The sequence below is a fragment of the Kitasatospora sp. NBC_01300 genome (assembly GCF_041435235.1).
Taxonomy (GTDB): Bacteria; Actinomycetota; Actinomycetes; order Streptomycetales; family Streptomycetaceae; genus Kitasatospora.
The window spans coordinates 5219905-5241455 of the sequence record NZ_CP108408.1; the positions used below are offsets into that span (position 1 = coordinate 5219905).

General features: G+C 74.4%; 16 protein-coding genes. 12 read left to right on the top strand and 4 right to left on the bottom strand.

What is annotated here, in order from left to right; genetic code table 11:
• Positions 1 to 53: 53 nt before the first annotated feature.
• A complete protein-coding gene (locus tag OG556_RS23230) occupies positions 54 to 1073 on the bottom strand; it encodes a TAXI family TRAP transporter solute-binding subunit (protein WP_371518969.1) in 1020 nt (339 codons plus the stop codon).
• An 85-nt stretch (positions 1074 to 1158) separates the two neighbouring features.
• Here OG556_RS23230 and miaB point away from each other — a divergent pair, with 85 nt between their 5' ends.
• Together miaB and OG556_RS23240 are read left to right on the top strand one after the other, a co-directional pair.
• On the top strand, positions 1159 to 2661 hold the full coding sequence (miaB, locus tag OG556_RS23235; RefSeq protein WP_363584577.1) for a tRNA (N6-isopentenyl adenosine(37)-C2)-methylthiotransferase MiaB: 1503 nt from the start codon (positions 1159 to 1161) through the stop codon (positions 2659 to 2661).
• A gap of 117 nt (positions 2662 to 2778) precedes the next feature.
• A complete protein-coding gene (locus OG556_RS23240) occupies positions 2779 to 3477 on the top strand; it encodes a class III extradiol dioxygenase subunit B-like domain-containing protein (RefSeq protein ID WP_063349332.1) in 699 nt (232 codons plus the stop codon).
• A gap of 15 nt (positions 3478 to 3492) precedes the next feature.
• Here OG556_RS23240 and OG556_RS23245 read toward each other — a convergent pair whose 3' ends face one another.
• Positions 3493 to 3756 (bottom strand): antitoxin, encoded by a 264-nt coding sequence (locus tag OG556_RS23245; RefSeq protein WP_371518973.1) that lies wholly within the window; start codon positions 3754 to 3756, stop codon positions 3493 to 3495.
• Positions 3757 to 3945: 189 nt separating this feature from the next.
• Between OG556_RS23245 and miaA the strand changes: the two genes are divergently transcribed.
• From miaA to hflX, 5 genes are all read left to right on the top strand, one after another.
• Positions 3946 to 4911 carry a tRNA (adenosine(37)-N6)-dimethylallyltransferase MiaA gene (gene miaA, locus OG556_RS23250; RefSeq protein ID WP_371518976.1) on the top strand — a complete coding sequence of 322 codons (966 nt, stop codon included), beginning with the start codon at positions 3946 to 3948 and terminating at the stop codon, positions 4909 to 4911.
• Between the two features lie 226 nt (positions 4912 to 5137).
• Positions 5138 to 5638: a hypothetical protein gene (locus OG556_RS23255; protein ID WP_063349335.1), complete on the top strand. Its 501-nt coding sequence runs from the start codon at positions 5138 to 5140 to the stop codon at positions 5636 to 5638.
• Between the two features lie 96 nt (positions 5639 to 5734).
• Positions 5735 to 6646: a diaminopimelate epimerase gene (gene dapF / locus OG556_RS23260; protein ID WP_371518977.1), complete on the top strand. Its 912-nt coding sequence runs from the start codon at positions 5735 to 5737 to the stop codon at positions 6644 to 6646.
• A 197-nt stretch (positions 6647 to 6843) separates the two neighbouring features.
• On the top strand, positions 6844 to 9183 hold the full coding sequence (locus OG556_RS23265) for a bifunctional (p)ppGpp synthetase/guanosine-3',5'-bis(diphosphate) 3'-pyrophosphohydrolase (protein ID WP_371518978.1): 2340 nt from the start codon (positions 6844 to 6846) through the stop codon (positions 9181 to 9183).
• A 104-nt stretch (positions 9184 to 9287) separates the two neighbouring features.
• On the top strand, positions 9288 to 10790 hold the full coding sequence (gene hflX, locus OG556_RS23270) for a GTPase HflX (RefSeq protein ID WP_371518981.1): 1503 nt from the start codon (positions 9288 to 9290) through the stop codon (positions 10788 to 10790).
• 139 nt (positions 10791 to 10929) lie between these two features.
• Here the strand turns inward: hflX and OG556_RS23275 are convergent, their stop codons facing one another.
• Both OG556_RS23275 and OG556_RS23280 read right to left on the bottom strand, forming a co-directional pair.
• Positions 10930 to 12054, bottom strand: coding sequence for a serine protease (locus OG556_RS23275; protein ID WP_371518982.1), 1125 nt, complete (start codon positions 12052 to 12054; stop codon positions 10930 to 10932).
• 67 nt (positions 12055 to 12121) lie between these two features.
• Complete coding sequence (locus OG556_RS23280; protein ID WP_371518984.1) at positions 12122 to 13294, bottom strand: serine protease; 1173 nt, start codon at positions 13292 to 13294, stop codon at positions 12122 to 12124.
• A gap of 336 nt (positions 13295 to 13630) precedes the next feature.
• Between OG556_RS23280 and OG556_RS23285 the strand changes: the two genes are divergently transcribed.
• From OG556_RS23285 to OG556_RS23305, 5 genes are read left to right on the top strand one after another with little or no spacing between them, the layout of a single operon-like run.
• On the top strand, positions 13631 to 15427 hold the full coding sequence (locus OG556_RS23285) for an IucA/IucC family siderophore biosynthesis protein (protein WP_371518986.1): 1797 nt from the start codon (positions 13631 to 13633) through the stop codon (positions 15425 to 15427).
• The gene (locus OG556_RS23290) at positions 15424 to 15993 is read left to right on the top strand and encodes a GNAT family N-acetyltransferase (RefSeq protein ID WP_371518989.1); all 570 of its coding nucleotides are present in this window, start codon (positions 15424 to 15426) and stop codon (positions 15991 to 15993) included. Before OG556_RS23285 ends, OG556_RS23290 begins: the two co-directional genes overlap by 4 nt.
• Positions 15994 to 16002: 9 nt before the next feature.
• The gene (locus OG556_RS23295; protein WP_371518991.1) at positions 16003 to 17442 is read left to right on the top strand and encodes a lysine N(6)-hydroxylase/L-ornithine N(5)-oxygenase family protein; all 1440 of its coding nucleotides are present in this window, start codon (positions 16003 to 16005) and stop codon (positions 17440 to 17442) included.
• Complete coding sequence (locus OG556_RS23300; protein WP_371518994.1) at positions 17420 to 19243, top strand: IucA/IucC family siderophore biosynthesis protein; 1824 nt, start codon at positions 17420 to 17422, stop codon at positions 19241 to 19243. The genes OG556_RS23295 and OG556_RS23300 overlap by 23 nt, the downstream gene beginning before the upstream one ends.
• 12 nt (positions 19244 to 19255) lie before the next feature.
• The gene (locus OG556_RS23305) at positions 19256 to 21421 is read left to right on the top strand and encodes an ATP-dependent DNA helicase (protein WP_371518998.1); all 2166 of its coding nucleotides are present in this window, start codon (positions 19256 to 19258) and stop codon (positions 21419 to 21421) included.
• Positions 21422 to 21551: the final 130 nt, after the last annotated feature.

A 21551-nucleotide genomic window follows, 5' to 3' on the forward strand; every position in this document is an offset into this window, starting at 1 on the left:
GGCGCTCGTGCGGCGTCAGGGCTTCCGGGCTTCCGGGCTTTCGGGCCTCACCTTCAGGGCTTCACCGAGCGGTAGTAGCGGGCCGCGCCCTCGTGCAGCGGGAGCGGGTCGGTGTAGACGGCGGTGCGCAGGTCGACCAGTTGGGCGGCGTGCACCTGGGCGCCGATCTGGTCGCGACTGTCGATCACCGCCCGGGTCATGCCCTCGACCAGGCCCGGGTCCACGTCGTCCCGGGTGACCAGCAGGTTGGGCACGGCCACGGTGGCGACGGCGTCCTTGGGGTCGGCGTTCGGGTAGGTGCCCTTGGGCATGGTGGCCGCCCGGTAGGCGTCGGTGCCGCCGCCCTCCATCTTGTGGATGGCCCCGGCGAGGTCCCCCAGCGGCACGACCCGCATCCGCATGTGGTCGGACAGGTCGGTGAGGGCGCTGGTCGGCAGCCCGCCGGACCAGAAGAAGGCGTCGAGCTTGTTCTCCCGGAGCTGGTCGGCGGCGTCGCCGACGCCCGCCGACACCGGGACGATGTCGTGGTCCGGGTCCAGGCCGGCCGCGGCCAGCAGCCGCCTGGTCACCAGGTTCACCCCGGACTGCGGCAGGCCCACGCCGACCCGCAGCCCCTTGAGGTCGGCCGTGCGGTGCACCGTCGAGGAGGACGGGACGATCAGCTGGAGGTAGTCGTCGTACAGCCGTGCGATCGCCCGCAGCCGGTCCTTGCCCGCGCCCTGGTAGTCGGCGACGGCGTCGGCGGTGGCGATCGCGAAGTCGTCCTGGCCGCTGGTCACCCGGGCCAGGTTGTCGACCGAGCCCTCGGTGTTGTCCAGGGCCAGCCGCACCCCCGGCATGGCCTTGGCGACGTGGGCCTCCAGCAACTGCCCGTACCGGTCGTAGACGCCGCGCTGCACGCCGGTCGCGAAGCGCGTCTCGCCGCGCGGGTAGCCGGGCGAGCGGCCCGCCGACAGCCACCAGCCGCCCAGCCCAGCGACCAGCAGCACCAGCACCAGCACCGTCCGCCACAGCGGGCTGCGGGCCGCGGTGCGGACGGCGGCGCCGAGACGGGACGGGGTGGTGGGGGTCATGCAGGGATACTGCCAGGCGCTCCGCCGGAACGGGAGGGGAAACGGTGGGGGAAAAGCGCTTCGCGGCTGCCCGTACCCTGGTCTGGTGAGCGGTGAGAGCGGATTGAAGAGCTACAAGGTCGTCACGTACGGCTGCCAGATGAACGTCCACGACTCCGAGCGGCTGTCCGGCCTGCTGGAGGACGCGGGTTACGTCAAGGCCGGGCAGGACGGCGACCCGGACCTGGTCGTGTTCAACACCTGCGCGGTGCGGGAGAACGCCGACAACAAGCTGTACGGCAACCTCGGGCAGCTGGCGCCGGTCAAGAGCCGCCACAAGGGCATGCAGATCGCCGTCGGCGGCTGCCTCGCCCAGAAGGACCGCGACACCATCGTCCGCAAGGCCCCCTGGGTCGACGTGGTGTTCGGCACCCACAACATCGGCCACCTGCCGGCGCTGCTGGAGCGGGCCGCGGTCGAGCGCAAGGCCCAGGTCGAGATCCTGGAGTCGCTGGAGACCTTCCCCTCCACCCTGCCGACGCGCCGCGAGTCCGCGTACGCCGCGTGGGTCGCCATCTCCGTCGGCTGCAACAACACCTGCACCTTCTGCATCGTCCCCGCGCTGCGCGGCAAGGAGGAGGACCGCCGCCCCGGCGACGTCCTCGCCGAGATCGAGGCGCTGGTGGACGAGGGCGTCATCGAGGTGACCCTGCTCGGCCAGAACGTCAACGCCTACGGCTCCGACCTGGGCGACCGCGAGGCCTTCTCCAAGCTGCTGCGCGCCGCCGGCCAGATCGAGGGCCTGGAGCGGATCCGCTTCACCTCGCCGCACCCGCGCGACTTCACCGACGACGTGATCGCCGCGATGGCCGAGACGCCGAACGTGATGCACCAGCTGCACATGCCGCTGCAGTCCGGCTCGGACACCGTCCTCAAGGCGATGCGCCGCTCCTACCGCCAGGAGCGCTTCCTCGGGATCATCCGGAAGGTCCGCGAGGCCATGCCGGACGCGGCCATCTCCACCGACATCATCGTGGGCTTCCCCGGCGAGACCGAGGAGGACTTCGAGCAGACGATGCACACCGTCCGCGAGGCCCGCTTCACCAACGCCTTCACCTTCCAGTACTCCAAGCGCCCCGGCACCCCGGCCGCCGAGATGGCGGACCAGGTGCCGAAGGCCGTCGTGCAGGCCCGCTACGACCGGCTGATCGCCCTCCAGGAGGAGATCTCCTGGGAGGAGAACAAGAAGCAGGTCGGCCGCACGCTGGAGATCCTGGTCGCCGAGGGCGAGGGCAAGAAGGACGACAAGACCGACCGGCTCTCCGGCCGCGCCCCCGACAACCGGCTGGTGCACTTCACCAGGCCGACGGAGCCGGTGCGCCCGGGCGACCTGGTGACCGTCGAGATCACCTACGCCGCCCCGCACCACCTGCTCGCCGAGGGCCCGTCGCTCGCGGTGCGCCGCACCCGGGCCGGCGACGCCTGGGAGAAGCGCCAGGCCAAGCCCGCGGCCAAGCCGGCCGGGGTGATGCTCGGCCTGCCGGGCATCGGTGCCCCGGCCGCGCTGCCCCTGGCCGCTCCGGCGGGCGGGGCCTGCTGCGGCGACTGACGGCCCGCTGCTCGAACGGGGTCCGCTGCTCGGACGGCGGCCCGCTCCTCCACCGGCGGCCCGGCGGGACTTCGAGTCCGGCCGGGCCGCCGTCGCCGTTTGGCTAGAGTGATCCGCATGCTGGTAGCCGCCGCCGTGTGCCCCTGTCCGCCGCTGCTCGTCCCCGAGGTCGCCGCCGGGGCGGCCGCCGAACTGGACCCGCTGCGGGCCGCCTGCGACGAGGCCCTGGCGGCCCTGGTCGCGGCCGGACCGCAGCTGGTCGTGGTGGTCGGCGCCGGGCCGGAGGCCGAGGTGTGGACCGAGGGCGGGGCCGGCTCCTTCCACCGCTACGGGGTGCCGCTGGTCGCCAAGCTGCCCGGCGGCCGGGTCGAGGGGCCGGAGCTGGCGCCCTCGCTGACGGTCGGCGCCTGGCTGCTGGAGCGCGCCGGGGTGACGCTGCCGACGCACGCCTGCGCGGTGCCCGCCGACGCGCCCGCCGACCGGATGCTCGGGCTCGGCCAGGGCCTGGCCCAGCTGGCCGACCGGGTCGGCCTGCTGGTGGTGGGCGACGGCAGCGCCTGCCGCTCGGTGAAGGCGCCCGGCTACCTGGACGAGCGCGCCGAGGGCTTCGACGCCGCCCTGGCCGCCGCGCTGGGCTCCGCCGACCTGCCCGCGCTCGCCGCCCTGGACGCCGGTCTGGCCGCCGAGCTCAAGGCCGAGGGCCGGGCGCCCTGGCAGGTGCTGGCCGGCGCCGCGGAGGGCGCCGGCCTCACCGCGCGGCTCGGCTACCAGGACGCCCCGTACGGCGTCGGCTACGTCGTGGCGTCCTGGAGCTGACCGGAGCGCGGGGCGTCAGGCCCGCGGCCCCTGGCCGTTGCCGCCGGCCGGCCCCTCCTCGCCCGGCTTCGGCTTGTGGGCGAAGTCGTCCACCGCGCCCTTGGCCTTGCTGGCGCCGTGCTCGATCTTCTCGCTGTACTTGCCCTTGGTCGCCTTGTCGATCGCGCCGCCGGCCTTGTCCACCACGTGCTCGATCTGCTCGCTGTGCTTGCCGGCGAGCTCACTGGCCTTGCCCTTGAGCTCCTCGGCCTTGCCCTTGAGGTTGTCCATCAGACCCATGGCGATCTCACCCTTTCGTCCCTGTCTCCTGCCCAACGTCCGTCACCGCCGAACCGTTCGCAAACCGGCTCAACTGCGGAAACGGCCGGAGACGGCCGGAGTCGGCTGGACACGGTCACATCGTCGCGCAGTCGGGGCCGACGGGCAGCCCGGTCACCGGGGCGGCGGCGGTTTTGCGAGACTGGAGCGGTGAGCAGCTCCCGTACCGACCAGTCCCGCGCCGCCCAGCCCCGAGTGGTCTGCATCGTCGGCGCGACCGCCGCCGGCAAGTCCGACCTGGCCGTCGCCATCGCCCGCAGCCTCGGCGGCGAGGTGATCAACACCGACTCGATGCAGCTGTACCGGGGCATGGACATCGGCACCGCCAAGCTCACCCCCGCCGAGCGCGGCGGCGTGCCGCACCACCTGCTGGACGTCTGGGACGTCACCGAGGCCGCCAGCGTCGCCGAGTACCAGCGGCTGGCCCGGGCCGAGATCGACCGGCTGCTCGCGGCCGGGCGCACGCCCGTCCTGGTCGGCGGCTCCGGGCTGTACGTCCGGGCGGCGATCGACGAGATGGAGTTCCCCGGCACCGACCCGGCGGTCCGGGCCCGGCTGGAGGCCGAGCTGGAGGAGGCCGGCCCGCTCGCGCTGCACCGGCGGCTGGCCGAGCTGGACCCGGCGGCCGCGGAGGCGATCCTGACCGGCAACGGGCGGCGGATCGTCCGCGCGCTGGAGGTCATCGAGATCACCGGGCAGCCGTTCACCGCGAACCTGCCCGGCAACACCGCCGTCTACGACGCGGTGCAGATCGGGGTCGCGGTGCCGCGCCCCGAACTGGACGAGCGGATCACGCTGCGGGTCGACCTGATGTGGCGGGCCGGACTGCTGGACGAGGTGCGCGCGCTGGAGCGGGTCGGGCTGCGGGAGGGGCGGACGGCCTCCCGGGCGCTCGGCTACCAGCAGGTGCTGGACCACTTCGCCGGCGAGTGCACCGAGGACGAGGCACGGGCCGAGACCGTCCGGGCCACCAAGCGCTTCGCCCGCCGTCAGGAGTCCTGGTTCCGCCGTGACGGTCGGATCCACTGGCTGTCCCGGCCGGCCGGCACCGACCCCGTCGAGCTGCTGGAACGCTCCCTGGAGCTGATCGACCGTCAGGAGAGTCCGGTCGGGTAGGCGGGTTCCGGCCAATCCGGCGGTGCACCTGCGCGCGCAGGTGGCCGTGCAGGACGAACCGGCGGTCACGGCCCGATCACGTGATGGCCACGGATCACCCGTCGACGCCGGTCAGGCCCGGAACGCCCGTCTGGACATGCCATCATCGAAGGCGTAGGGGTCGGCCGCGCGGGCCGACCGTGCCCGACCGCGAGTCCGCTCGTGTCGAACTGTCAGGGGAGGCCGCGTGTCGACGGGTACCGGCCCCGAACCCGGCCAGAGCGGGAGTGTCACCGCACCGGCCGACGAGTCGACGAGGGGTGACCTCCCCGTGCTGACCGGCCTGGAGGCACCCACCTCCTACGCGGTCGCACTGCCCGCCCTGGACAACCGCACCCCGGCGGGCGCGGTGCACGAGCGGGAGATCCGACCGCTGCGCCGGCTCCGCTGGTGGCAGACCCTGCCGATCGCCCTGCTGGGCATCCTCGGCTCGCTGATGTTCGCCTTCCCGCTCGCCTTCGGCTCGGCCGGGGCGCGCGCCACCATGGTCGGCATGCTCGGGCTGCTGCTCACCGCCGCCTCGGTCGGCTGGGGGGCGATGGCCGCCCGGCACGCCGGGTACAAGTGGCCGGGCCTGCCGCGCCGCGGCTCCGGGCAGCGGGCCGGCTGGAAGGCGATCGCGCTCTACACCCTGATCGCCCTGGTGGCCTGTGCGCTGGCCGTCTGGCGGGTCGCCTACCTGCGCTGACGCGTCGGCTGCCGGTGTCGGCCCTCGGCTGCCCGCGCCCATCCACCGGTCGGACCGCCCGGGTGGCCGGTGCGCCCGTTCAGTACCATCGGGAGGGTGAGCGCATCCTCCCCGCAGCCGGTCGGCGTCCCCTTCTTCAAGGGGCACGGCACCCAGAACGACTTCGTCATCGTCCCGGACCCGGACGGCGTGCTGGAGATCGGCCCCGCGGCCGTCGCCGCGCTGTGCGACCGGCGAGCCGGCATCGGCGGGGACGGGCTGCTGCGCGTGGTGCGCTCCGCCGCCGAGCCGGTCGCCGCCGACCAGGCCGACCGGGCCGAGTGGTTCATGGACTACCGCAACTCCGACGGCAGCATCGCCGAGATGTGCGGCAACGGCGTGCGGGTCTTCGCCCGCTACCTGGTCGAGGCCGGACTGGCCGAGCCCGGCGAGTTCGCGGTCGCCACCCGCGCCGGGGTCCGGACGGTGCGGGTCGCCGAGGACGCCGGGGACGGGACGCCCGGCGAGGTCACCGTCGACATGGGCCGGGCCCGGCTGCCCGGGCCGGACGGCGTCGAGGTCACGGTCGGCGCACGGCGCTGGCCCGCACTGAACGTCAACATGGGCAACCCGCACGCGGTGGCCTTCGTGGACAGCCTCGACCACGCCGGGGACCTGCTGTCCGCGCCGCTGACCAGCCCCGAAGGGGCCTACCCGGAGGGCGTGAACGTCGAGTTCGTGGTGGACGTCGGGCCGCGGCACGTCGCCATGCGGGTGTACGAGCGCGGCTCCGGCGAGACCCGCTCCTGCGGGACCGGCACCTGCGCCGTCGCGGTGGCCGCCATCCGCCGGGACGGCGTCGACCCGGCGGTCACCGGCGAGCCCGCCACCTACACCGTGGACGTGCCGGGCGGCCGACTGGTCATCACCGAGCACCCGGACGGCCGGATCGAGAAGACCGGCCCGGCGGTCATCGTGGCCGCCGGTGAGATCGACGCCCGCTGGTGGGCCGAACTGGGGCGGGTCTGACACGTCTGGGGCGAGGCTCGGACAACTGACGGCCCGGTTTGCCCATTTCGCGCGGCGGTGAATCCGCCCGTTCGAGTGACGCGTGTCGCGGACGGGAAGCAAGGCATCGCGGAACGTGCTCTGCTCGGTAGCATGGACCACCGGGAAGGCGCCCCTCGGCGGGGTGGCGGCCGGTGATCGCTGCCGGAGGTGCGCCGATGACCATCGAAGCCGGGCAGTCCCTGACGGGGCAGCCGACGTCCGCACGGCAAGCCGGGGCCAGGCGGCCCCTGGGGGAGCTCGGCCGGGCCGCGCTCGGCCGGGCCGGGCGGGCCGCCCTGCTGGCCACCGGCCGGCCGCCCGTCCCGGACGCCCTCGAACCGCTCGTCCGGGTCCACCGAGAGCACCATCCGCAGGCCGACCTCGGCCTGCTCGCCCGGGCCTACCGGCTCGCCGAGGCCAGCCACCGGGGCCAGAAGCGCAAGAGCGGCGGGCCGTACATCACCCACCCGCTCGCCGTCACCATGATCCTGGCCCAACTCGGCGCCGGGACGACCACCTTGGTCGCCTCGCTGCTCCACGACACCGTCGAGGACACCGAGTTGACGCTCGACCAGGTGAGCGCCGGCTTCGGACCCGAAGTCGCCTACCTGGTCGACGGGGTGACGAAACTGGAGAAGGTCGACTTCGGCGCCGCCGCCGAGGCCGAGACCTTCCGCAAGATGCTGGTCGCCACCGGCGACGACGTCCGGGTGATGGTGATCAAGCTCGCCGACCGGCTGCACAACATGCGCACCATCCGGCACATGAAACCGGCCAGCCAGGTGCGGATCGCCAAGGTCACCCGGGACGTGCTGATCCCGCTGGCCGAACGGCTCGGCATCCAGGTGCTCAAGGCGGAGCTGGAGGACATCGTCTTCGCCACCCTGCACCCCGAGGAGCACGCCCGCACCCGGGCCCTGATGGCCGGTCACGAGGGCCGGCCGGACACCCTGCTGGCCCCGTTCGCCCGGCTGCTGGCCCGCCAGCTGTCCGAGACCGGGGTGGCCGCCGAGGTCACCGTCCGCCCCCGGCACTGCGTGTCGCTGCACCGGGTGCTGCTCAAGCGGGCCGCCGCGCCCGGCCCGGACGGGCGGCCGCAGGGGCCGCAGCCCGCCGACTTCGGGCGGCTGCTGGTGGTCGTCGAGGAGAACGCCGACTGCTACGCCGTGCTCGGCGAGCTGCACACCTGCTGGACGCCGCTGCCCGGCGAGTTCAAGGACTTCGTCGCCGCCCCCAAGTTCAACCTCTATCAGTCGCTGCACACCGCCGTGGCGCTCAGCGGCGGCACGGTCGTCGAGGTGCTGGTGCGCACCCGGCGGATGCACGAGGTCGCCGAGACCGGGGTGGTCGCGCTCGGCGACCCGGAGCCGGCCGGCGCGGTCCAGGACGCCGACGAACTCGACCGCACCGACCCGGCCCGGCCCGGCTGGCTCAGCCGGCTGCTGGAGTGGCAGCAGGAGACGCCCGACCCGGACGCCTTCTGGTCCGCTCTCACCGCCGACCTGGCCGGCGACCGCGAGATCACCGTCGTGACGGAGAGCGGCGAAACGCTTCAGCTGAGGGCCGGCGCCACCTGTGTGGACGCCGCCTACCTGCTCGGCGAGGAGACCGGCCACCGGTGCATCGGGGCCCGGGTCAACGGCCGGCTCACCGCGCTCTCCACCGTCCTGCAGGACGGCGACCTGCTCGCCGTGCTCACCGAGGCCGTGCCCACCGGGACGGTGCTCACCGAGGACGGGCCGCGCCCCGCCGAACCCTCCGGGCCCGCGCCCGAGTGGCTCGCGCACGCCCGGACCCCGGCCGCCCGGCTGGCCATCGAACGCTGGCTCGCCGACCACCCGGCCCGGCTCCCGGCGGTGCGCACCGGCCCCTCCAGCGGCCAGCCCGCCCCGCCCGCGCACCGCGCCACCGAGCGCCGGCCGACCCCGGTCGCGGTGGCCGGCCGGCCCGGGGCGCCGGTCCGGCTGGCCCGCTGCTGCACGCCCGTGCCGCCGGACGAGGTGGCCGGCTACCCGATCCGCGGCGGAGCCGTCGCCGTGCACCGCACCGGCTGTCCGGCCGGGGAGCGGATGCGCGCGGACGGGCGCGCCGAGCTGGAGGTCCGCTGGCGGCCGGAGGGCACCCCGGCGGCCGGCCACCGGGCCACCCTGCGGGCCGAGGCGCTCAACCGGCCCCGGCTGCTCGCCGACCTCACGGCGGCCATCTCCGCCGAGGACGTCGGCATCGTCTCGGCCGAGGTCGAACCGCCGCAGGAGCTGCGGGTCCGGCACACCTACACCGTCGAACTGCCCGAGCCGGCCGCGCTGCCCGCGCTGATGCGGGCGATGCTCAAGGTCTCCGGGGTGTACGACGTCAGCCGGCCGCAGGCCCCGGACACCGGCGGGGCCCGCCACCCCGGGGAAAATGGGGATGACCGGTCCGCGCCGGGCGTGGGACCATCATGGGGAATTCACGGCCGGTCCACGGCGTTCTCAGGGCACAGGAGCCCCGACGGCACCCGAGGACCTGAGGGGTAGCTCACCTCGCCCGGCGGTAACCGGGGCGGCAGCTGGGCAGACTCCGGGTGGGACCGCACAGAGCGGTCCCCACAGGCCATCCGCACCAGCGACCAAAGGACAGAATGACCTCCACGTCCGACACCCGCGACCACGCCGACGCCCCGCGCCGCCTGAACGGTCTGCGGGCGGAAGCCCTCATGGACGAGGACCTCGCGGCCATCGACGAGGACCGCGGCCACCACTACGACGGCGACCAGTACGACCGCAGCGAGCGTGCCGCCCTGCGCCGCGTCGCCGGCCTCTCCACCGAACTCGAAGACGTCACCGAGGTCGAGTACCGCCAGCTCCGCCTGGAGCGCGTGGTGCTCGTCGGCGTCTGGACGGACGGCACCCTGGAGGAGGCGGAGAACTCGATGGCCGAGCTCGCCGCCCTCGCCGAGACGGCCGGCTCCCAGGTGCTGGACGGCGTGATCCAGCGCCGCGACAAGCCCGACGCGGCCACCTACATCGGCTCCGGCAAGGCGAAGGAACTGCGCGACATCGTGGCGGCCACCGGCGCCGACACCGTGGTCTGCGACGGTGAGCTCACCCCCGGCCAGCTGATCCACCTGGAGGACGTGGTCAAGGTCAAGGTCGTCGACCGGACGGCCCTGATCCTGGACATCTTCGCCCAGCACGCCAAGTCCCGGGAGGGCAAGGCGCAGGTCTCGCTCGCGCAGATGCAGTACATGCTGCCGCGCCTGCGCGGCTGGGGTCAGTCGCTGTCCCGGCAGATGGGTGGTGGCGGCGCCGGCTCGTCCGGCGGCGGCATGGCGACCCGTGGTCCCGGTGAGACCAAGATCGAGACCGACCGGCGCCGGATCCGCGAGAAGATGGCGAAGCTCCGCCGCGAGATCGCCGAGATGAAGAAGGGCCGCGACACCAAGCGCCAGGAGCGCAAGCGCCACCAGGTGCCGTCGGTGGCCATCGCCGGGTACACCAACGCCGGCAAGTCCTCCCTGCTCAACCGGCTCACCGGGGCGGGCGTCCTGGTGGAGAACTCCCTGTTCGCCACCCTGGACCCGACCGTGCGCCGGGCCCAGACCCCGAGCGGGCGGCTCTACACCCTGGCCGACACCGTCGGCTTCGTCCGGCACCTGCCGCACCACCTGGTCGAGGCCTTCCGCTCGACGATGGAGGAGGTCGCCGACGCGGACCTCATCCTGCACGTGGTCGACGGCTCGCACCCCGAGCCGGAGACGCAGCTGGCCGCCGTCCGCGAGGTCATCGTCTCGGTCGACGCGCAGAACGTGCCGGAGATCGTGGTGATCAACAAGGCGGACGCCGCCGACCCGCACGTGCTGCAGCGCCTGCTGCGCCGCGAGCCGCACGCCATCGTGGTGTCGGCCCGCAGCGGCGAGGGCATCGAGGAGCTGCTGAAGCTCATCGACGACGAGCTGCCGCGCCCGGCGATCGAGGTGCGGGCCCTGGTGCCCTACACCCAGGGCGGGCTGGTCTCCCGGGTGCACGCCGAGGGCGAGCTGCTCGGCACCGAGCACACCGGCGAGGGCACGCTGCTGCACGCCAAGGTGCCGGCCGAGCTGGCCGCCGAGCTGGAGCGCTACGCGGTGGCGCTGCAGGTCTGAGGCGACGGGCCGATGAAGGGCCCCCGGACGTGACCGTGTTGCCGTCGGGCATCGCGCGAGCGTCCGGGGGCCCTTCGCGTGCGGGGCCGGGCGGGGGCTGGTCCGGGTGTGCGTGCGGGTGTGCGTGCGGGCGTGCGGGCTACTTCACGTTCTTGGCGAAGTAGTCGAAGGCCTGCTTCGCCTGGTCCTGGAGCGAGGGGCCGGCCAGGTACCCGGGCGGGTTGCGACTGCCGATCGCGGTGACGCTGATCAGGTTGGGCTTGCCGTCCTTGGTGATGAACCAGCCGCCGCCGCTGGAGCCGCCGGTCAGGGTGCAGCCGGTGACGTACATCGGCGGGCGGCTCCGGTCGGGGGACAGCCTGGCCGGCGGGGCCGGGGACTCGCAGCGGGAGAGCTCCAGGCCGTCGGACGGCCGATCGGTCGGGTAGCCGTACGCGGCCGCCGAGCCGATCTGCTCGCGCGGGGCGTTGAACCAGACCGGGACCGAGGCGCCGACCGCCTCCTCCAGCGACGCGCCGGAGCCGCCCTCGCCGCGCACCCGGATGATCCCGTAGTCGTACTGGTGGTGGGCGCCGACGCCGCCCTCCCCGAGCCAGGTCGGCGACACCAGCGCGCGCACCGCCGCCCACCGGCCGTACGGGGCCGCCTGCTGCTCGGTGAGCGGTTTGCCGCGGGCGGCCTGGCCGTCCCGGTTGAAACCGGGCACGAAGGTGATGTTCCGCAGCCAGCCGCCGCCCTTGCCGTCGTGCAGGCAGTGCGCGGCGGTGTAGACGAGGTTGCTGCGGCCCGGGTTGGCCGGGTCGGAGACCACCGTCGCGGAGCAGGCCGCGTCGCCCTGGGGCGTGGTGACGAAGAGCCGGCCGACCACGGCGGTGGCCGGGCCGTACGGGTGCGGCTGCGGCGTGGCCGCGACGGCCGCGGGCGGCGCGTCCGGCCGGTCGCCGTCCGGTGCGGCGGTGAGCGGGTACTCCGGGGTGGGCCGGCCCTTGGCGGCGGCCATCCGGGTGGTCGACCAGAAGCTCGGGGCCACCTCGTTGGCGAAGCCGCTGCCGGAGACGAACCGGGCCCAGTCCTCCACCTTCCAGCCCGTCAGGTCGCCCAGGCTGGTGGGCGCCGAGGTGGGGAGGGCGGGCGGCGGCGCGGCCGCCGCGGCGCCGGAGTCGTCCGGCCCGCAGGCGGTCGCGGCGAGCGCGAGCACGGCGAGCACCGCGGCGCCGGTCGGTCCGGATCGGCGCCGCGGTCCGCGGCCGGTGTGCTTCGGCATGCTGCATCGTCCCCCGGGGGCGGCCTCCGCCGCCCGTACGGCTTGGTCCGGTCCGACCGGAGAGGGCCTACGGCTTCTTGGAGATCCAGTCCAGCGCCTGCTTGGCGACCGTCTCCAGGTACGGGCCGCTCAGCGAGGTGTGGTCCTCGGTGCCGATGGACGTGTTGCTGACCAGGGCGGTCTTCCCGTCCGGCATGGTGGCGAACCAGCCGCCGCCGCTGGAGCCCTGGGTCATGTTGCAGCCGATGGTGAGCATCGACGGGCGCTTGGCGTCGAACGACAGCCGGGTCGGCTTGCCGCCGTCGCACTTGTACAGCTCCTGGCCGTCGAACGGCTTGTAGAGCGGGTAGCCGACCGCCGCGACGGACACCTTGTCGCGCGGGGCGTCGAACCAGACCGGGACGGCCGAACCGACCGTCTCCTCCAGCGACTTGCCGGAGTCGTTCTGGTTGTGCACCCGCATGACGGCGAAGTCGTACTGGTTCGCGGCGTCACCGGTGCCGCCGCCCTCGACCATCCACTGCGGCGAGGTGGTGACGAGGTCGGCCCACCAGGTGCCCAGCGGGGCCAGTTCGGACAGCGGGGCCTTCTTGCCGCCGCTGGAGGCGCCCGAGTTGTTGTAGGCGGGCACGAAGACCAGGTCCTTGAAGAAGTCGCCGCCCTTGCCCGCGTGCACGCAGTGGCCGGCCGTCCAGACCAGGTTGCTCCTGCCCGGGTGCTGCGGGTCGGTGATCACCGTCGCCGAGCAGTTGCCCCGGCCGCCCTGGGCGCTGAAGAACACCTTCCCGGACGGCTGCTTGAGGTACGGGCGGGGCACCGGCACGGCCTTGACCACCGGCGGGTCCGGGTCCGTCACGCCGTTGTCGGCGGCCGGCTTGGCGGTGGGCGGGGCCGGATCGGCGGGCTTGGAGTCGCCCATCTTGTCCGGGTTCCAGAAGTCTTTCACCACCGGGTTGTTGAAGACGTGCTTGGACGCCCACGAGTCCCAGTCCTCGAACTTCCACTTCTTCAGGTCGTCCCAGGACTTCGGCAGGCCCTCCAGCAGGCTGGTCGGGATGCCCGACGGGAGGGTGATCCCGCCGATCACGCCGCCCCCGGGGGCGGCGGCGCTGGACGCGGGCGGCGGCGCGGCGGTGCCGCCCCCGTCGCCCGCCGGGCCGTCCGGCCCGCAGGCGCTCGCCGCGAGCAGCGTCCCCGTGACGAGGGCGACGGCCATGGCTGACCGGTGGATCGATGGCATGTGTGCGCTTCCCCCTGTGCTCGATCGGGCTGTCGTGCGGCGACTCGCCGCTGTGGAGTCTTCCACCGGTCACCAGGACGGCGGCGGCCGCCCCCCGGGTTGCGTCCCTGACCGGAGGTCACCGATCCGTGACGTGGCCGCGGCCGGTCCGTCGGCCCAGCAGGGCCCCGCGCGCCGGATGCGGACAATCCCCGATCTTCACCCGGACGAGTGAGCAGACCTTGTGATCACCCGTCAGGGATAGGTAACCCTTACCTGACGCGACGGTGCGAGCGCCCGCCGATCCTCTCCACCACCCGCGCGCGTCCGCACCCCCACGCGCCCCAAGGAGCAGCCTTGAGCACCGCCCTCACCGGAGCCCCGCCCGCCCCGCTGCTGCACGCGGACCGGCCGGCCGAGCCCGATCCGCTGCTGCACCCGGACCCCGCCGTCGCCGCCGAACAGGCCGCACTGGAAGCCCTGCTGCGCTGCTGGACGCGCGAGACCGGCGCCCGCCCCGGCCCCGACGGTCGGCTGCGGATCGCCGTCCTCGGCGGCGCCGCCCGGCTCTCCGCCCCCGTCCGCTACTGGTCGTCCGGTGGTTGGCACCGGTTCGGCCCCGCCGTCCTCTCCGCCGGGGAGGGCACCGCCGACGCCCCCGTGGACGCCGTCACCACCGCCGCGCTGCTTGCCGCCGCGGCCGCCGACCGCCCCGACCCCGGGCAGGTCGCCGACCTCGCCGCCCGGGTCGCCGACTCGGTCGTCCGCACCGCCGACATCCTCGCCCACCGCCGCACCGCCGCCCCCGTCGGCGGCCCGGAACGCTCGCACTTCCTCGCCGCCGAACAGTCCCTGCTGCTCGGCCACCCGCTGCACCCCACCCCGAAGAGCCGCGACGGCCTCGGCCCGGCCCAGAGCGTCGCCTACTCGCCCGAACTGCACGGCTCCTTCCAACTCCACTGGTACGCGGTCCACCGCGACCTGCTCGCCGCCGGCTCCGCCCTCACCGAGAGCGCCGACCGGATCACCGCGGACCTGCTCGGCGGCCACGCCACCCTGCCGCCCGGCACCGCCGCCCTGCCGCTGCACCCCTGGCAGGCCCGCGAACTCGCCCACCGCCCGGCCGTCGCCGCCCTGCTCGCCGACGGGCTGCTGCACGACCTCGGCCCGGCCGGCGAACCCTGGTACCCCACCTCCTCGGTGCGCACCGTCTACCGCCCCGGCACCCCCTGGATGCTCAAGCTCTCGCTCGGCCTGCGGATCACCAACTCTCGCCGGGAGAACCTGCGCAAGGAACTCCACCGCGGCCTGGAGGTGCACCGGCTGCTGGAGAGCGGCCTGGCCGCCGAATGGCACCGCGCCCACCCCGGCTTCGACATCGTCCGCGACCCGGCCTGGATCGGCGTCGACCACCCCGCCCTCGGCGACCCGGGCGGCCTGGACACCGTGCTGCGCGCCCAGCCCTTCGCCCCCGCCGACCGCGCGCTGTGCGTCGCCGGGCTGGTCGCCGAACAGCCGCTCGGCACCGGCGACACCGTGCCGTCCCGGCTCGGCGACACCCTGCGGGCGCTCGCCGTCCGCTGCGGCCGCCCGCTGCAGACCGTCGCCGCCGAATGGTTCCTGCGCTACCTGGACGCCGTCGTGCTGCCCGTCCTCTGGCTGGACGGCACGGCCGGCATCGCCCTGGAGGCGCACCAGCAGAACAGCCTCGTCCTGCTCGACGCCGACGGCTGGCCCAGCGGCGGCCGCTACCGCGACAACCAGGGCTACTACTACCGGGAGAGCGCCGCCGACCGGCTCACCGCGCGGCTGCCCGGGCTCGGCGAGCACAGCGACACCTTCCTGCCCGACGAGGTGATCGACCACCACTTCGCCTACTACCTCGGCATCAACCACGTCCTCGGCCTGGTCGGAGCCTTCGGAAGCCAGGGGCTCGCCGACGAGACCGTGCTGCTGGCCGGGCTGCGCCGCTTCCTGGCCGGCCCGCGGGCCGCCGCCACCGGCTCGGCGCTGCCCGGGATGCTGCTCGACGCGCCCACCCTGCCGTGCAAGGCCAACCTGCTCACCCGGATCAACGGCCTGGACGAACTCGTCGGCCCGGTCGCCACCCAGTCCGTCTACGTGGACGTCCCCAACCCGCTGGCGGGCGCATGAGCCTGCTCGACGACCCGCCGGGATGGGGCGCGATCCCCACCCCGGCCGGCGAGTTCCGGCTCAGCCCGGTCCGGCTGCCCGCCGACCTGGACCTGCTCGCCGGGTGGATGAACGACCCCGAGATCGCCGCGTTCTGGCAGCTCTCCGGGCCGCCCGACGCCACCGAACGGCACCTCCGGGCCCAACTCGACGGCGACGGCCGCAGCGTGCCCTGCCTCGGCCTGCTCGACGGCGCCCCGACGAGCTACTGGGAGGTCTACCGCGCCGACCTCGACCCGCTCGCCCGGCACTACCCGGCCCGGCCGCACGACACCGGCGTGCACCTCCTGCTCGGCCCCGCCGAGAGCCGCGGCCGGGGCCTCGGCGCCGTCCTGCTGGCCGCCCTCGCCGAGCGGATCCTGCGGCGACGGCCCCGCTGCGAACGGGTCGTCGCCGAACCGGACGTCCGCAACCGGCGCTCCGTCCGGGCCTTCGAACGGGCCGGATTCCGGCTGCAAACCGAACTCGACCTGCCCGACAAGCGCGCCGCCCTGATGGTCCGCGCCCGCGTCCCCTTCGTCGTCTAGGACACCCCCGTGGACACCCCAGCACCCCAGCCGCCGTACGACCTGCTCGGCGTCGGCATCGGCCCCTTCAACCTCTCGCTCGCCGCGCTCGCCGCGCCCGTCCCCGGCCTGCGCACGCTCTTCTGCGACCAGCGCCCGGAGTTCCGCTGGCACCCCGGCATGCTGGTGGACGGGGCCCGGATGCAGGTGCCGTTCCTCGCCGACCTGGTCTCCCTCGTCGACCCGACCAACCCGTGGTCCTTCCTCAACTACCTGCGCGACCAGGACCGGCTGTTCCCGTTCTACTTCGCCGAGCGCTTCCAACTGCCCCGCCGCGAGTACGACCACTACTGCCGCTGGGCCGCCGAACGCCTCGCCAACTGCCGCTTCGGCACCGAGGTCACCGCCCTGCACTGGGAAGCCACGCACTTCCGGGCCGAGCTGACCGACACCGCGACCGGGCGGCGGACCGAGGTGCACGCCCGCAACCTCGCCCTCGGCGTCGGCACCCGACCCGTCCTGCCCGAGGCCTTCACCGCCCTCGACGGCCACCCGCGCGCCTTCCACTCCGCCGACTACCTGGACCGCCGCGACGACCTCGCCGGCGCCCGGGACATCACCGTGGTCGGCAGCGGGCAGTCCGGCGCCGAGGTCTTCCTCGACCTGCTCCGCCGCCACGACGGCGACGGCGTCCGGCTGCGCTGGCTCACCCGGACCAGGGCGCTCGCACCGATGGAGTACTCCAAACTCGGCCTGGAGCACTTCACCCCCGACTACACCCGCTACTTCCACAGCCTGCCCGAACCCGTCCGGGACGCGCTGGTCGCCGCCCAGTGGCAACTCCACAAGGCCGCCAGCGCCGAAACCCTCGCCGAGATCCACGACCACCTCTACGAACGCACCATCGGCCGCCCGATCGACGCCGCCCCGGTCGACATCACCCCCGGCACCGCCGTCACCGAAGCCCGCCCCGGCCCCTGCGGCGGCCTCGAACTGCACTGCCGGCACGGCGACTCCGGTGCCGAACACGTCCTGCGCACCGACGCCGTGGTGCTCGCCACCGGCTACCGGGCCGCCCGGCCGGCCGCGCTCGAACCGCTCGCCCGGCTGATCGACTGGGACCGGGACGGGCGCTACCGGGTCGACCTCGACCACCGGGTCGCCACCCGGCCCGAACTCACCGGCGGCCTCTACGTCCAGAACGCCGAACTGCACACCCACGGCGTCGGCGTCCCCGACCTGGGACTCGGCGCCCACCGGGCCGCCGTGATCCTCAACGCCGTCACCGGCCGGACCGTCCACCGGCTGCCCACCCGCACCGCCTGGACCGGCTTCGCGCCGCCCGGGACCGCCCCCGCCGCGGGCGGCGCCGCCGCTGTCGCCGCTGCCGCCGAGGGCACCCCCACCGAGAGCACCCCCACCGTCCCCCGTCCCCAGGAGCTGACCCGTGCCGCAACCGTCGGCCGCTGAACCGCCGTTGTACCTGCCCCCGCACCTGACCGCCGGGCACTGGCGGCGGGCCGGGCGCGCCCTGCTGGCCAAGATGCTCGGCGAGTTCGCCTACGAGGAACTGCTCACGCCCGTCCGCGCCGCCACCGACGGCGAGTACCTGCTCTGGCTGCCCGAGGCCGAGTACCGCTTCACCGCCAGCCGCGGCGCGTACGGGAGCTGGCGGGTCGACCCGGAGTCGGTCCACTGCTCCGACCCGGACGGCCTCGACCCGCTGCGCTTCCTCCCGCACGCCCGGCACGCCCTCGGCCTGCGCGGCGAGACCACCGGCCACCTGATCCGCGAACTCACCGCCACCCTGACCGCCGACGCGCACCAGCTCGCCACCGCGCTCACCGCCGCCGAACTCGCCGACCTCGACCACCCCGCCCTGGAGGGCCGCCAGGACGGCCACCCCTGGATCGTCCCCAACAAGGGCCGGATCGGCTTCTCCGCCACCGACGCCGCCCGCTGGGCCCCGGAGGCCCGCACCCCGCGCCCGCTGCCCTGGATCGCCGTCCACCGCCGGCTCGCCGAGTACCGCGGCGTGCCCGGCCTGGAGCGGCCCGAGCAGCTGTACGCCCGCGAACTCGACGACCCGGACGCGCTGCGCGCCGCCCTCGGCCCGGCCGCCGACGACTACCTGCTGCTGCCCGTCCACCCCTGGCAGTGGGACGAGACGATCGTCCCGCTGTTCGCGCCCTGGATCGCCTCCGGCGAGATCGTCCCGCTGCCCTCCGACGGCGACCCACGGCTGCCCCAGCAGTCCATCCGCTCCTTCTTCAACACCGCCCACCCCGAGCGCTGCACCGTCAAACTGCCGCTGTCCGTCCTCAACACCCTGGTCTGGCGCGGCCTGCCCACCGAACGCACCCTCGCCGCGCCCGCCGTCACCGCCTGGATCCACGGCCTGCGCGACGCCGACCCGTACCTGCGCGACGAGTGCCGGGTGATCCTGCTCGGCGAGATCGCCTCCGTCACCGTCGACCACCCGCTCTACCGCGAGCTGCCCGAGGCGCCCTACCAGTACAAGGAACTCCTCGGCGCGATCTGGCGAGAACCCCTCGGCCCCTTCCTGGCCGGCGGCGAACGCGCCCGCACCCTGGCCGCCCTGCTGCAGACCGGCTCCGACGGCCGGGCGCTCGCCGCCGAACTGATCGCCCGCTCCGGGCTCACCCCCGCCGCCTGGACCGGTCGGCTGTTCGGCGCGGTGCTGCCGCCGCTGCTGCACTTCCTCTACCGGTACGGGCTGGTCTTCTCCCCGCACGGCGAGAACGCCATCGTCGTCTTCGACGAGCACGACGCGCCGACCAGGCTCGCGGTCAAGGACTTCGTCGACGACGTCAACCTCAGCGACCAGGACCTGCCCGAACTGCGCGACCTGCCCGCCGAGGTCGACGACGTCCTGCTGCGGGACGGCCCGCAGGGGCTCTGCCAGTTCCTCCACTCCGGGCTGTTCATCGGCGTCCTGCGCTACCTCGCCCCGCTGCTGGAGGCGCAGACCGGGCTGCCCGAGGCCGAGTTCTGGGCCCTGCTGCGGGCCGAGATCCGCCGCTACCAGGACCGCTTCCCCGGCCTGGGCGAGCGCTTCGAGCTGTTCGACCTGTTCCGGCCGCGGATCGACCGGCTCTGCCTCAACCGCAACCGGCTGCTGCTCGACGGCTACCAGGACCGCCCGCACCGCCCGCACGCCGCCCGGTACGGGACCGTCCCCAACGCCCTGGTGACCCTGGAGGCGGATCTTCCCGGACGACGGAGCCGGATTGTCACCCCCGCCCCGTAGGCTGGGAGGGTCATGACGAACGACTCCGAAACCCAGCTCCCCGGCGAGACCGAGCTCCCTGGCGAGGACGGCGGCGCCGCCGCCGACGTCGAGGAAGCCGTCGCCGTTCCGCGCTCCCGCATCCCCGACCTGCTGCACGCCGCGGTGGCGGCCGTCGGCGGCGTCGAGCGCCCCGGTCAGGTCCGGATGGCCGAGGCCGTCGCCGACGCCGTCGACAACGCCGAGCACCTGCTCGTCCAGGCCGGCACCGGTACCGGGAAGTCCCTCGCCTACCTGGTGCCCGCGCTCGCCCACGGGGACCGCGTGGTGGTCGCCACCGCCACCCTGGCGCTGCAACGCCAGCTCGTCGAACGGGACTTGCCGCGCACGGTCGAGGCGCTGCACCCGGTGCTGCGCCGCCGCCCGCTGTTCGCGATGCTCAAGGGCCGCTCCAACTACCTGTGCCTGCACCGGGCCAACGAGGGCACCCCGAGCGACGAGGGCGAGGGCCTGTTCGACGCGGCCGAGGCGCTCGGCGGGCCCGCCAGCAAGCTCGGGCAGGACGTGCTGCGACTGCGCGAGTGGGCCGACGAGACCGACACCGGGGACCGGGACGACCTCAGCCCCGGCGTCTCCGACAAAGCCTGGGCCCAGCTGGCGGTCACCTCCAAGGAGTGCCTGGGCGCCACCCGCTGCGCGTACGGGCAGGAGTGCTTCGCCGAGAAGGCCCGGGAGCGGGCCAAGCTCGCCGACGTCGTGGTCACCAACCACGCGATGCTCGCGATCGACGCGATCGAGGGCGCGCCGGTGCTGCCCGAGCACGGGCTGCTGATCGTCGACGAGGCGCACGAGCTGGTCAACCGGGTCACCGGCGCGGCCACCGCCGAGCTGACCGTCGGCGCGGTCAACCGGGCGGTCAAGCGCGCCGCCCGGCTCGCCAACGAGAAGGCCGTGGACGCCTTGCAGGCCGCCGCCGAGAACTACCACGGCCTGATGGAGACCGCCCAGCCCGGCCGGGTCGAGGAACTGCCCGAGTACCTGGCGTACGCGGTCACCTCGATCCGGGACGCGGCCCGCCAGGTGATCAGCTCGCTCGGCGAGACCCGTGACAAGGGGCTCAGCGACGAGGACGCCGTCCGCAAGCAGGCGATGGCCTCCGCCGAGTCGCTGCACGAGACCGCCGAGCGGCTGCTGGAGGACTCCGAGTACGACGTGGTCTGGATCGAGCGCAGCGACCGCTTCGGCATGGGCACCGGCTCGCTGCGGGTCGCGCCGCTCAGCGTCTCCGGGCTGCTGCGCGAGGGCCTCTACAAGGAGCGCTCGGTGGTGCTCACCTCGGCCACCCTCAAGCTCGGCGGGGACTTCAACGGCGTCGCCGCCTCCGTCGGCCTGCCCTCGGACTCCCGGCTGCCGGACCAGCGCACCCCCGGGGACAATCCTTCGGCTGGTTCCGGTTCCGGTTCCGGTTCCGGGTCCGGGTTCGGCGAGGATGCGGTGCCGCACTGGCGCGGCATCGACGTCGGCTCGCCGTTCAAGTACCCCAAGCAGGGCATCCTGTACGTCGCCCGGCACCTCGCAGATCCCGGCCGCGATCCCGAACGGCCGGACATGCTGGACGAGTTGGCCGAGCTGATCGGCGCGGCCGGCGGGCGCACGCTGGGCCTGTTCTCCTCGATGCGCGGCGCCCAGACGGCCGCCGAGGCGCTGCGGGAGCGGCTGGACAACCGGATCCTGCTCCAGGGGGAGGACACCCTGGGCGAGTTGATCCGGGAGTTCGCCTCGGACGCGTCCACCTGCCTGTTCGGCACGCTCTCGCTCTGGCAGGGCGTGGACGTGCCGGGCTCGGCCTGCCAGCTGGTCGTGATGGACCGCATCCCGTTCCCCCGGCCGGACGACCCGCTGATGAGCGCCCGCCAGAAGGACGTCGAACAGCGCGGCGGGAACGGCTTCATGGCCGTCGCGGCGACGCACGCGGCGCTGCTGATGGCGCAGGGCGCCGGCCGGCTGGTGCGCGCGGCCGAGGACCGGGGCGTGGTCGCGGTGCTCGACCCGCGGGTGGAGACCAAGCGGTACGGGAGCTTCTTCCGCTCCTCGATGCCGGAGTTCTGGTACACCACGGACCGCAATCAGGTGCGCCGCTCGCTGGCGGCGATCGACGCCTCGGCGCCGCCGGTCAAGCCGGTGGTGAAGCGGGGCTGAGCGGTGCGGTGATCCGGGGGGCCGTCCAGCCCGCCCCGCCTCGCCCCCGGGGCCGAGGCGGGGCCCGGAAGCCCCCGGAGACGCCGGAGGGGCTCCCCGCGACCGCGCGGTGGAGCCCCTTCCCGCTGGG